12 protein-coding genes are annotated in these 12,276 nt (G+C 59.8%); all 12 read right to left on the bottom strand.

The features are described from left to right. Window positions 1-49: 49 nt before the first annotated feature. Entirely contained in the window at window positions 50-1,702 is a 1,653-nt protein-coding gene (gene groL / locus KCG45_RS06620; protein WP_218316257.1) for a chaperonin GroEL, read from the bottom strand. 53 nt (window positions 1,703-1,755) lie between these two features. Next, entirely contained in the window at window positions 1,756-2,043 is a 288-nt protein-coding gene (gene groES / locus KCG45_RS06625; RefSeq protein WP_218316258.1) for a co-chaperone GroES, read from the bottom strand. A 137-nt stretch (window positions 2,044-2,180) separates the two neighbouring features. Beyond that, window positions 2,181-3,572 (bottom strand): MATE family efflux transporter, encoded by a 1,392-nt coding sequence (locus tag KCG45_RS06630; RefSeq protein ID WP_218316259.1) that lies wholly within the window; start codon window positions 3,570-3,572, stop codon window positions 2,181-2,183. A gap of 85 nt (window positions 3,573-3,657) precedes the next feature. After that, window positions 3,658-4,137: an A24 family peptidase gene (locus KCG45_RS06635; RefSeq protein ID WP_218316260.1), complete on the bottom strand. Its 480-nt coding sequence runs from the start codon at window positions 4,135-4,137 to the stop codon at window positions 3,658-3,660. After that, complete coding sequence (locus KCG45_RS06640; protein ID WP_218316261.1) at window positions 4,119-5,084, bottom strand: tetratricopeptide repeat protein; 966 nt, start codon at window positions 5,082-5,084, stop codon at window positions 4,119-4,121. The genes KCG45_RS06635 and KCG45_RS06640 overlap by 19 nt, the downstream gene beginning before the upstream one ends. A gap of 4 nt (window positions 5,085-5,088) precedes the next feature. After that, window positions 5,089-6,066, bottom strand: a complete 978-nt coding sequence (locus tag KCG45_RS06645) for a type II secretion system F family protein (protein WP_218316262.1) — start codon at window positions 6,064-6,066, stop codon at window positions 5,089-5,091. Window positions 6,067-6,070: 4 nt separating this feature from the next. Continuing rightward, window positions 6,071-7,072 (bottom strand): type II secretion system F family protein, encoded by a 1,002-nt coding sequence (locus KCG45_RS06650; protein ID WP_218316263.1) that lies wholly within the window; start codon window positions 7,070-7,072, stop codon window positions 6,071-6,073. A gap of 2 nt (window positions 7,073-7,074) precedes the next feature. Then, window positions 7,075-8,454: a TadA family conjugal transfer-associated ATPase gene (locus KCG45_RS06655; protein WP_255547978.1), complete on the bottom strand. Its 1,380-nt coding sequence runs from the start codon at window positions 8,452-8,454 to the stop codon at window positions 7,075-7,077. Further along, window positions 8,451-9,629 (bottom strand): CpaE/TadZ family protein, encoded by a 1,179-nt coding sequence (locus KCG45_RS06660; RefSeq protein ID WP_218316264.1) that lies wholly within the window; start codon window positions 9,627-9,629, stop codon window positions 8,451-8,453. The genes KCG45_RS06655 and KCG45_RS06660 overlap by 4 nt, the downstream gene beginning before the upstream one ends. 15 nt (window positions 9,630-9,644) lie before the next feature. Beyond that, the gene (locus tag KCG45_RS06665; RefSeq protein WP_255547979.1) at window positions 9,645-10,235 is read right to left on the bottom strand and encodes a TadE/TadG family type IV pilus assembly protein; all 591 of its coding nucleotides are present in this window, start codon (window positions 10,233-10,235) and stop codon (window positions 9,645-9,647) included. 11 nt (window positions 10,236-10,246) lie between these two features. Next, window positions 10,247-10,744, bottom strand: a complete 498-nt coding sequence (locus tag KCG45_RS06670; RefSeq protein WP_218316266.1) for a TadE/TadG family type IV pilus assembly protein — start codon at window positions 10,742-10,744, stop codon at window positions 10,247-10,249. Further along, complete coding sequence (locus KCG45_RS06675) at window positions 10,741-12,264, bottom strand: pilus assembly protein TadG-related protein (protein WP_218316267.1); 1,524 nt, start codon at window positions 12,262-12,264, stop codon at window positions 10,741-10,743. The genes KCG45_RS06670 and KCG45_RS06675 overlap by 4 nt, the downstream gene beginning before the upstream one ends. Between the last annotated feature and the right edge of the window lie 12 nt (window positions 12,265-12,276).

The following is a 12,276-nucleotide window of genomic DNA, read 5'->3' on the forward strand; positions in this document are numbered from 1 at the left end:
GAACGTCCCCCGGGGCCATTTTTGCAAGCGTTTGAGCTGACGGTGTGGCTTAGAAGCCCATGCCGCCGCCCATTCCGCCCATTCCGCCCATATCGGGCATTGCGGGCGCGCTGTCTTTGTCTTCCGGAGCGTCGGTGATCGCCGCTTCGGTGGTGATGAGCAGACCGGCAACCGAAGCCGCATCCTGCAGCGCCGTGCGAACGACCTTGGTCGGGTCGATCACGCCGGCTTCCACCAGGTTTTCGTAAGTGTCGGTAGCCGCGTTGAAGCCCTGCGTTTCGTCACCTTCACGCAGGAGGTTGCCAGAGACAACCGCGCCATCATGGCCGGCGTTTTCGGCGATCTGGCGAACCGGCGCCAGGATCGCGCGGCGAACGATGTCGATGCCGCGGGTCTGATCGTCGTTGTCACCCTTCATGCCTTCGAGCACTTTGCTGGCGTAGAGCAGCGCAGTACCGCCGCCTGGGACGATGCCTTCTTCGACAGCAGCGCGGGTTGCGTGGAGAGCGTCATCGACGCGGTCCTTGCGCTCCTTCACTTCTACTTCCGAAGCACCGCCGACCTTGATCACGGCAACGCCGCCAGCCAGTTTCGCGAGACGCTCTTGCAGCTTCTCACGATCGTAATCGCTAGTGGTCGCTTCCATCTGGGTCTTGATCTCACCAACGCGGGCCTGGATGTCTTCCTGCGAACCTGCGCCGTCGACGATCGTGGTGTTGTCCTTGTCGATGGTGACGCGCTTCGCTTCGCCAAGCATGCCGAGGGTCACGTTCTCCAGCTTGATGCCGAGATCTTCGCTGACCATTTCGCCCTTGGTGAGGATCGAGATGTCCTGGAGCATCGCCTTCCGGCGATCGCCGAAGCCCGGTGCCTTCACCGCTGCAACCTTGAGGCCGCCGCGCAGCTTGTTGACCACGAGGGTCGCGAGCGCTTCGCCTTCGATGTCTTCAGCGATGATCAGGAGCGGACGTCCGCTCTGAACAGCCGCTTCGAGCACCGGCAGCATCGGCTGCAGGTTCGACAGCTTCTTTTCGTGGATCAGGATGTACGGGTTGTCGAGTTCAACCGTCATCTTGTCCGGGTTGGTGATGAAGTACGGCGAGAGGTAGCCGCGGTCGAACTGCATGCCTTCGACGACATCGAGCTCGAATTCGAGACCCTTGGCTTCTTCGACAGTGATGACGCCTTCTTTGCCGACCTTCTCCATGGCTTCGGCGATCTTCTCGCCGACTTCCTTGTCGCCATTGGCCGAGATGATGCCGACCTGCGCGATTTCAGCCGAGCCAGTCACGTCCTTCGAGCGACCGGCAAGGTTTTCGACTACCTTGGTCGTAGCCGCGTCGATGCCGCGCTTGAGATCCATCGGATTCATGCCTGCAGCAACTGCGGTCATGCCTTCGCGGATGATCGCCTGGCCCAGAACTGTGGCTGTGGTGGTTCCGTCACCGGCAAGGTCGTTGGTCTTCGACGCAACTTCCTTGAGCATCTGCGCGCCCATATTCTGGAACTTGTCCTTGAGCTCGATTTCCTTGGCGACAGTTACGCCGTCCTTGGTGATGCGCGGCGCGCCGAAGCTCTTGTCGATGACGACGTTGCGACCCTTCGGGCCGAGCGTCACCTTGACAGCGTTTGCGAGCGTATCGACGCCCTTGAGGATGCCTTCACGGGCATCGCGGCCGAACTTTACGTCCTTGGCAGCCATTGGTGTTTCTCCTGGAATGTATTGAGTTGGAAAAAAGCGTTGAAGTCAGCGGATCAATCGATGATCCCCATGATGTCGCTTTCCTTCATGATCAGCAGGTCCTCGCCGTCGATCTTGACTTCGGTGCCGGACCACTTGCCGAACAGAACGCGGTCGCCGGCTTTCACATCGAGCGTGATGCGGGCGCCAGAATCGTCACGGGCGCCTTCACCGACAGCGACGATCTCGCCTTCGCTTGGCTTTTCCTGGGCTGAGTCTGGAATGATGATGCCGCCAGCAGTTTTCTGGTCGGCTTCGATGCGGCGGACGACTACGCGGTCGTGCAGCGGACGAAATGCCATGATAGATGACCTTTTCATTGGGTTGATGTGTCGATTGGCACTCTCCTCCCGAGAGTGCCAGCGCAGCGCAAATGGGTGTGCGCTGGCGATGAGTCAACACGTATTCAGGAAAAAATTTGATCGTGCGGCGAGTGCGATCAGTGCCGTCGCACTGTCAGGTGCAGACGCTCACGCAGCATCCACCGCCATGTAAGCAGGACAGCCGCAAAAGCCAGTCCAGTCGCGAGGCCGATCCAGACCCCTATTCCTTCGAGCGAAGTGAAAAATCCGAGACCGAAGGCCAGGCCAAAACCGGGCACCCAATAACTGAAGATCGCGATCCACATTGGCACGCGGGTATCCTGCAAGCCGCGTAAGGCTCCGGCGGCGACCGCCTGTACGCCGTCGACGAGCTGGAAGGCGGCGGCAAGCACCAGGAACTGAAGCGCGAACCCGACTAAGGCTGCATTCTTTGCATCGCCGATATCGACGAATATGCGCAGTAATTGTTCGGGGACGAGGACCATGGCCGTCGCCGTGAAAGCCATGAAGCCCGTGCCGATGGCCATGGCCACCCATCCGGCGAGCTTGATACCCTTTTCGTCCTCAGCTCCGTAGAAATAGCCAACCCGGATCGTCGCGGCTTGCCCGACGCCGAACGGCACTTGAAATGCGAGCGCGGCGATGTTGAGCGCGACGATATGGCCGGCAAGCTCGGCGGCGCCTATGCGGCCCATGAGGAAAGCCGCAGCGCTGAACACACCCGCCTCTGCCGTGACTGTCAGTGCGATCGGTGCCCCGATCCGCACGATCGTCCAGAAACGCTGCCAGTCGGGGCGCCAGAACCGATAGAAAATCCGGTAGCGCGCGAGGGCAGGGCTCAGTAAGATTATCACAACATAGGCGGTGAGCGTGATCAGCGCAGTGATTATCGTCGCCACTGCAGCGCCGGTCAGACCAAGCTCTGGAGCGCCGAAATTTCCGAAGATGAAGGCGTAATTGGCAAAGGCATTCACGGGAATGCCGAGCGCAGTGATCGCCGTTGCGACAACCGGACGGCCAAGCGCGGATACATAATTGCGCAGCACCGCCGAAAGCAGCATCGGCACGAGCGAATAGATGATGACGTAATTGTATTCACTAGCGAGGGCGATGATTGCAGGTTGCTGCCCGGTCAACTCCATTACCGGGCCGAGCAGCAATGCCGCCGCCATGCCGCCCAAACCCGAGATTACCGCCAGCCACAATGCCATGCGGGTGGCACGCCGAACTGGCCTGAACGATGGTGACCGCGACCCGATCGCCTCGGCAATCAGTGGCGCGACCGCTCCTGTCAGCGACGCGAGCGTCCAGACGATCAGTCCGAACAACCCAGCGGCGAGACCCGACGCGGCGAGCGGTTCTTCTCCGAGCCGGGCTATAAAGATGACATCGACGATGTAGATCGCGGCCTGCAGCAGATTGGCGAGCGCCAGCGGCGCGGCAAGCATTACCGTCGCGCGCAATTCCTGCCCCCAGCCGGGCGTTTCGAGAGGTTCGTTTTTCTGCATGCCTCACCTTGCCCGCAGCAAGGCGAGCCGACCCGAATAGGCGAGCGCGCACAGCGATGAAAGCGAAAAAGCGCGTCGGCAGGGTTCAGCTAAAGATGCTGGGGCCCGTACCCGGCTGAAGGTACGTAATCGCTGCGACGATCAACGTGCCGGTCGCGATTGCGACTCCATAAGGGACCAGATCGGATTGAGCGTCTCTTGCCGCGCTGAATTTGAAACCCCTTCCGGCGAAGCGGAAGAGGATCAAGCCAATCCCGGCTAGCGAAATCGCAAACATTAGCGAAAACATCTCGCCGAGCGGGAGCCAGGCTGCGCTTGCCGCCAGAAACTTTCCATCGCCTCCGCCCCACATCTTCATTCCGAACAGCAGCATCCCGATGAACAGCGCTGCTATGAAGCTGGCTCCATGCCAGAGCAGCGCGTCCAGGCCTCCCGAATAGACTGCGAAGCAAAGCCCGGCGGCTGCCGTCACCAGACTAAGCAAGTTAGGAATTCGGCGCGTCTTGATGTCGAGCCATGCCCCCGTGATCAAGCAGATCGCGAGGATCAGCAGCCCGATCTGCACGCGTTCCACACATCGGCAAGCGCAAGCGCGGTTGGCATACTGTGATCGAGGGCAGCAATGCGCGGCGCGACGGCCTTGCCGATGACCGAATCGCTCGTCGCGCGATCGAGCGCAAATACCGATCCGCTGTCAGCCGCTTCGTCTGCAGCCGCGATCCGCTGCACCACGGGTCGACTGATGTAAACGATGTCATGCGTACCGCTTTTTTCAGCCGCGGGCTGGGTGACTGGGGCGATCTCAAGGTGCGCAGTAGTTTCAGAGCGCCCGATGCGCACTTCGTTTCCAGACACACGAGTGAGTTGTACGCTGCCGTCATCGGTCGTCACGAAGCCTGAGCGTGCCGGTGCCTTGTCGACCCGGACGCGGCTCCGCGTCACTGGACGCAGGGCGGTCTGAGCCTGGACGGTCTCGCCATTCCGGGCGCTCGCACCCGAAGTCCTGATTTCGAAAACCGCCTGGCGGTGCTCAACCGGACGGGCTGGTTGGACCGAAGTCCGGGCAGGAGTGTCGGTGGAGGCTGCAAGCTCGGGAGCAGCGCCGCTTCGACGGGCCGTTTTGACGCGCGTCTGCTTGCCTTCAAAACGGGCAAGGTTTCGCTGGAAACGATCATTGGCCGGATCGAACGAGACGGCTTGAAGGAAATACCTTTCTGCAAGGTCTGAACGACCAAGCCGGTCATAGGTAATCGCGAGCCCATTCGACGCTTCCGCTGCAGTAGCTGCGTGACGCGATGCCTGGCGGAATGCATTGGCTGCTTTCCCGAGCCGGCCAGCGATCAGATCTCGTTTGCCATCGACCAGCCGCCTCTCGAAATAGTCGGACATGTCGATATCGCCGACCTGCTGGGCCGAAGAGGTCGAGGCGAAATTGAATTCCGGGCCACCTGAACATGCACCCAGCGGTATCGAGAGCGACACCGCAGTGGCCGCGAGCAAACGATGTTTCATATTCCTATCCCCCTGTCATCATCGGAAAGATTTCCTTGACCATGCGGATGCTCGCCGGGAGCATCATGACCCCAATCATCGTGGGAAGCATGAAAACCACGAGCGGTATCGAGATTAGCACCGGGAGCCTGTGCGCCTTTTCCTCGGCGCGCATCCGGCGCTTCTCGCGCATTTCCTCTGCGTACACTCGCAAGGTCCCGCCGAGGCTCGTCCCCAGTTTGTCGGACTGGATCAGCAGTGTCGAAAACGAACGGATTTCATCCACACTGGCAACGTCGGCAAGTTTGCGAAACGCCTCCTCGCGGGTCGCGCCTGCGCGCAATTGCAACACTGAAATCGACAGCAATTCGGAAACGAGCGGGTGAGACTGGACCATTTCGCGCCCGACCCGGTCCATTGCCGCCTCGATACCGAGACCGGCCTCGATGCAGACAAGCATGAGATCGAGACAGTCGGGAAATCCGTTGACGATCTCCTCCTGACGCCTGTCAGCTCGGGCCCGCACGAACAGGCTTGGCAGGAACAGGCCGAGCAGGCCGAGCAAGGAGCCAACGATATAAATTTGCAGAAACCCCGGGGGCTCCGGACGCGTAAAGGCAATCAGGAGGTACAGGCCAGGCAGCAGGAAGATCATCCCTAACCGGACGAGCGTGAAGATCCGAGGCGCCATTGGCGAGTCGAAGCCCGCCTGCCGCATCGTCTCGCTCAGGCGTTCATCGCGCGTATCACTGAGATCGAGGCCCGCGGCTTCGATCCGCTGGGCCAGTTTCGACCAAGCGGACTGATTTTGCTGCGCGCGGAGAGTGGGCGCATTGCCCGACGGGGCGGTCGTCGGGACGGCAATTTCGCTGAGCATTCCTTGCGCCGCCCGCTTCCGCAGCCCCAGGTTGATCAGAAGGAAAGCCGCAACGGCAACCAGAGCGAAGGTCGCGAGCAGGAACACGATCCGCGCAGCCATGCTGGTGGCGAGAAGTTCGATCATGAAATCATACCTTAATGTCGATCATCTTCTGAATCATGATGAACCCGAGGACGTACATGATCATCAGGACGACTGCCCCTATGATAAACAATCCGTCGGTCGCCACGCTGAGGTAAAAGCCGGGGTTCACCGAAAACAATCCAAGAAATGCGACGATCGGCAGGATGGTAAGCATCCAGCCTGTCATGCGGCCTTCGGAACTGAGCGCACGGACTTTCATGTACAGGCTCGCCCGTGCGCGGATCACAGTTGCGAGGTTTTCCAGAATTTCGGCCAGACTGCCCCCGGTTTCGTTCTGAACCGAAAGCGAGACGACAAACATGCGGATGTCCTCAAGGTCCCACCGCTCGGCCATGTCGCTGAGCGCGTCGGTCAGCTCGGCACCGTAAGTTACCTCGTCAGATACGAGCCCGAATTCCGATCCGATCGGGTCTTCCATTTCCTTGGTAAGCAGATCGATGGCAGAGGAGACAGGGTGGCCCGCGCGCAAGGCGCGGACGAATACATCGAGCGCGATGGGAAATTGCTGCTCGATTTTTTTCCGGCGCCGCTGACCAATGAAGCCGATGATGAGGACCGGCAGCAGACAAGCTGCGCAAAAAGAAACGATCAGCGCGAGAAACAGCGTTCCGAACCCAAGCGGGAAACCGGCGGTCACAATACCGATACACAGAAGCGCAAACAGCAGCGCGAAAGCCACGCTTATCAGCAGCAGTACCTGGATTCCGGTCACCGGCAAAGCTGCGGCCATCACGGTCCGCTGCAGGTTCTGGAGCCGTACCGCAACAAATGGCGGCAGATGTTCGAAATTAGAAGGCGTGTTCTTCCGCAAAGTGGCAACGACCGCATCGCGCGAGGAGCCCTGCTTGATGAGCTTCATACGCTTGTTGACGGCCTGAGTATGAGCACTGCGGCTCCAGACTGCGTTGAGGACCAGCTGCGCAATGATGAAAATCGACGCAAAGATCGCGAGCAACACACCGAGCCTGAGGATTAGGTCAGTCATAATCAGGAAAACTCATAATCCGGACGGAACAGCTCCGATGGAAGATCGATGCCCGCAGACCTGGTATCCGAAAGGAATTTGGGACGTATGCCGGTCGCTTCGAATTGACCTGTGATCGTGCCATCATCTTCGCGGCCGGTTATCTTGAACCGGAAGATTTCCTGCATTGTGATGGTGTCGCTTTCCATCCCGGTGATTTCCGACAGGCTCATCACGCGGCGGCGGCCGTCCGAAAGCCGGCCGACCTGGATCACCACGTCGATCGCCGATTCGATCTGTGCCCGGGCAGAGCGCGAGTTCATGTCGATCCCGCTCATGCCGATCATCTGTTCGACTCTCGCCAGGGCATCGCGCGGAGTGTTAGCGTGGACCGTGGTCATCGATCCGTCGTGGCCGGTGTTCATGGCCTGCAACATGTCGAAAGCTTCGCCGGCGCGAACCTCGCCAACGATGATACGATCGGGCCGCATGCGAAGGGCATTTTTCACGAGATCCCGCTGCGTTACCTCGCCGTTGCCTTCCATATTTGCGGGACGGGTCTCAAGGCGGGCAACATGCTCCTGTTGCAGTTGAAGCTCGGCACTATCCTCGATCGTCACGATACGCTCGCGCTCGTCGATGAACGACGACATTGCATTGAGGAGGGTGGTCTTTCCCGATCCGGTGCCGCCCGAGATGAGAACGTTGCGGCGGGATTGGACGATGGCCTCCATCACGACGGCCATCGATTCCGGGACGCTGCCCAATTCGACCAGCTTGCCGATGTCGATCCGCTTCTTGGCGAATTTGCGGATCGACAAGAGCGATCCATCCACTGCGAGCGGCGCAACGATCGCATTCACGCGAGAGCCGTCAGCAAGCCGCGCGTCGACAAACGGCGATGATTCGTCGATGCGGCGTCCGACAGCGCTCACGATCTTCTGAATGATCCGCATCAGGTGCCGCTCACCCTGAAATTCGGTGGGCACCCGCTGAAGCAGACCAAACCGTTCGACGAAAACCGTTTCCGGCCCGTTCACGAGGATGTCCGTGATCGTCTCGTCCTGCAGAAGCGGTTCCAGCGGGCCGAGGCCGAGCAGTTCATCGAGCACGTCTTCGACCAAGGCTTCGCGTTCGGTCCGATTCAGCGGCTCGTTGTGTTCAAGCAACAGCTCGCCGATAATGTCGGCGACATCCTTGCGGATCGCCTCGCGCGACATCTTGTCGAGCGCGGAAAGGTTGATCTTGTCGAGCAAAGCGCGGTGAATGATCACCTTGAGCTCAAGTGAGCGTTTGTTAGCCCGGTCGTCATCCGTTTCAAGCATCGCTTGAAGTGGTGAGACTTCTGCGGATGTTTCTCCGAACTCAGTGAGTTCCTCGGTCCGTTTTAGCGCCCAGCTCATGATTTACCCCCATTCAATCGCGCAGCGATGGCGTCGTGAAAGGCCCAGATGTCCTTGCCGAACTGCGCCCGCCTGCTTTCCGCCCAAACCAGGCGATTTTGGGCCTGCGCTGCCGTCAAGGCTTCCTTGTCGAGAATGACTTCGGCGATAACCTCGCGTTGAAGCGTGTCTGCGACATCGCTGCTGGAGATCGTCTTGAAGAGCCGCTTCTGGACCTTGTTCAGGATGATGCCGGTCGTATTGCGGGGGATGTCGACCGCATCGAAGAGATCGAGCGTTTTCTTTGCGCTGCGCAGACCGCTGATCGTCTGGTCGGTCACGACCGCGATCTGGTGACAGGCGCAGAGGACGGAAAGCGACCAGTTGGTCCAGTTCGCCGGAAGATCGAGCAACACGTAATCGAATTCACGGCGCGCGACGGTGAGTATCCGCAGGAGCCGGTCGACATCGACGTCCTCCAGCGGCCCGATCGATGATGGCGCGCCGATCACCGCGATGCCGTCGTCCGAATGAATGGCCGCATCGCGCAGCATATCACCATCGAGTCTTTCGCTCGCTTCCAGAAGATCCTGAATGTTCACCGATGGATGGACGTTCAGCATGTGTGTCGATTGGCCTGACTGAAGGTCGAGATCGATGAGGCAGCATGTTTTTCCATCTCCCTCTGCCGCAAAACTCGCTGCAAGATGGGTAAGGACAGTCGATGCTCCCACCCCTCCAACTGCGCCGATAACCGCAATCATCGGGGCAAGGTCTGTTCTGGAAGACACTTGGCGCGCGCCTATGTCGAGCAATTCTGCCATGACGTCATCGGCATCGAACGGCAGAGCGACCACATCCTTGACACCTTGGCGCAGCAGCGTTCGAACCAGGGTGAAATCGGCATTCTCGATCGCCGCGACAAGCGGAAGATCGGGGCTGCTGCTCCTGATTTTGCCGATGCGGGCCAGGGAGGCCTGTGACGAAGGGTCGATTTCGACGACCATCACGCGCGCTCTTGATAGAACACTGGTCGGGATGGGCTCGGAGCTCTCCAGCTCCACGAGCGTCACACCTTCAAGACTGGCGTTTCCGGTTGCCTTCAAATCGGCGATGTATGCCGCGCTGGCGACGATGTAGGATTCCGAGGGCAACGCTGCTCCCATGCCTGCTTTTAGGTTTAGTATCGTTTTCATAGCTTATCTCGAGCGTTAATTGCTCGCCGCTCCACGCGCATCTTCAAGTGTAAGTGAGTAGGAAAAATCGGGCAGTCCGACGGTGGCACCGAACAGCGACAGGCTAAGCGGCGCGTAATTTGCATTGTTGATGCGTACCGTCACGATCGGTGCGACTTCGGGTTTGTTCGGGTCGCCGGCAAACCCGAGGCCCGATCCGCGATATTCGACGGCCACCTGAGTCGAGGCGACCCTTGGCTGGTAGTCCCGTATCCTGCCCACGACGTTGTTGAAGGCGGTGGAATTAAGCGTTCCGCTGTCGCATCCGCTTGAATTGCATATGATCGTGGGAAAGGCGGCGGCGCAAATCCGGTCGCCGGCCCGCAGGGGGTCGCCGCAGCTTGTATTGCCGACATATGTCACCGCCGGATCGGACAAGACGCTGGTAACCGGGTCGGTGACCACGGCGTAGCGCACGCCCATCTGTGTGGCTTTTTCGTATTCGTTGAGCTGCCAGGCATACCGGCCCACGTCGATTATTCCGAACAGCAGGCCGAGAGCCAGCGGGAGCACCAGTGCGAATTCGGCTGCACCGGCGGCACGGGTATCGAACAAGAAGGCGCGCATCGTCCCCATCGTTAAATACCCACCACCGCTGCGCTGGATTCGGCCCTGATGTTGACCGTGTCATCGATGACGCCGAGACCGTTAAGGATTGACGGATAGCGGACATTGCCGGAAGACACAGTGACGAGCGGGCCGGGTGCGCCGAGGTCGGTATAGATTCCGGTCCCGACGAAAGCCTGACAACCAACAGTGACCTGCACGTTACTGGCCGTCCAGCCCGGCACCTTGGGCAAGCCACCTGCGGCGATCTGCCCAGTGACGGTCAGATTCTTGATCTGCCCTTCGAGTGCAGGAGACATCACGTTGGTCGCTCCATTGCACACTTCGTCCACGCTTAGCCTGGTGGCGAAGCGGGCACCGTCGCGAACGGATTTTACCAGCTTGTGTTCGGTCCAGAAGAAATGACCGGCCTCCATGCTGACGAACATCAAAGCGAGCATCATTGGCAAAGCCAGAGCGAATTCGGTCGCTGCGGCGGCGCGCGTGTCGAGGCGAAACCGGCGGATCATCGCAGCAGAACCGGCTTGTTGCGGCCGAAAAACTGGAATGCCGACCCTCCGCCTGCGAGGGAGGCCGGGCCCACGATCTCCGCACGAATTTCGGTATTGCTGCCATTGCTGAGCGCAGGTTGGAGCATGAACAGATCGACGAATTTGATCGTCGTGATCGGGGCGCGGCCATTTAGGTCGGTGCAGTCGACCGATGCCACCGTCACAAGACGGCGATCCTTCTGCGTTGCGCTCGCGACCACCGGGGTTCCGCCCACAGGATTGGGATTGGAACAATACAGAGTCGTGCGGTTCGGGCTGGTTTCCTGGACCCGAGCAAGCTCGCGCGGTATCATGCGATTGGCGGGGTCGGCCTTCTCCCACTCGTACACTTCGTAGCGCGAAATCGAACCGTCGGAATTGAGGTCTGGGACGACCGACGGAACGGTGCCGTGTGTGTCGTTCATGTAGCCCGCAGCGTTCCAGCTTCCATCGCCAAAGCTCAGGCACGCACCTGTCAGCTGGCAGCTATCGAGGGGATAACCCGGCTCACTGATGCCAAGCGCGGGATCGAGATCCTTGACCTGAACGAGGTCGCCGCCCGTCGCGGTGGCGCAGCTGACGTTTTGGCCATTCCCGTTAATGCGAACCACACGCACGAGGTTGCTGCGGACGTTCTCTGCCGGACAGAAATTTCCGTTGGACCCGCACGAAAGCGGGTTCTTGTACTGATCGAAGCGGGTGTTGAACGCTTCGGTCTCGGTATCGCGGTTACCGGGGCGGGTCGTGAGCTGCGCTCCTGTGCAGCCGAGCAAATCGGAATTGAGACCCAATGTCCGGTTCTGCTGGTTCGGCGCGATGTTGTCGTAATTGATCTGCAGCAGGTCGAAATTGCCCGGTGCGAAGTCGTCCGCCGTGTTGGCTTTTTCGCGCAGGTCCAGGGCGGTGCCGATATCGGATGCCGTCGGGAAATCATTGCCTCCCGACGGTGCGCAGAACATCAGCGGCGGGACATTGCAGGTCGCCGACTGAAGACCCGCGACCGCGTTTGCACTGATGTCGCCGGAAGAAATTCGCCCGACAATCGGTGTCAGCGCAAAGAAAGCCTCGCGTCCATTGACAGTGACAGAGACGACGTTCGCATCGGCGGCGTTGGCATCGTCGGTGATTTCGGTCCCGAACGTGTCGGCGGCGGAATCATAGCTGTCGTAGAACCTGAAAGTCAGCGCGCTGATCGCGCGGCCATCGCCATCATTGGCGAGCCGTGTCTGATTAACCCACTGGCTGTCGGCATTGGCGAGAAAGTTGTTTGCGGCGTCGCGGGCGCGAACCATGGCGCCGCTTCTGCCATCAAGCTGAGTTGCCGCAGCCAAGGCGGCCTGGTCGGCCGCATTTTGCAGCTCGCTGTCCATCGCCATCATGCGCCCATAGTCCCATCCGACGCCTGCGATGCCGATCAGCCCGAAGAGGGCAACCGCATACATCGGCGCAATGGCTGCGCCGTCGTCCTTTAAAAATCGATTCAGGATGAACTTGGACATGGCCTTTCTTTC

The organism is Erythrobacter ani, assembly GCF_019204025.1.
GTDB classification, from domain to species: domain Bacteria; phylum Pseudomonadota; class Alphaproteobacteria; order Sphingomonadales; family Sphingomonadaceae; genus Erythrobacter; species Erythrobacter ani.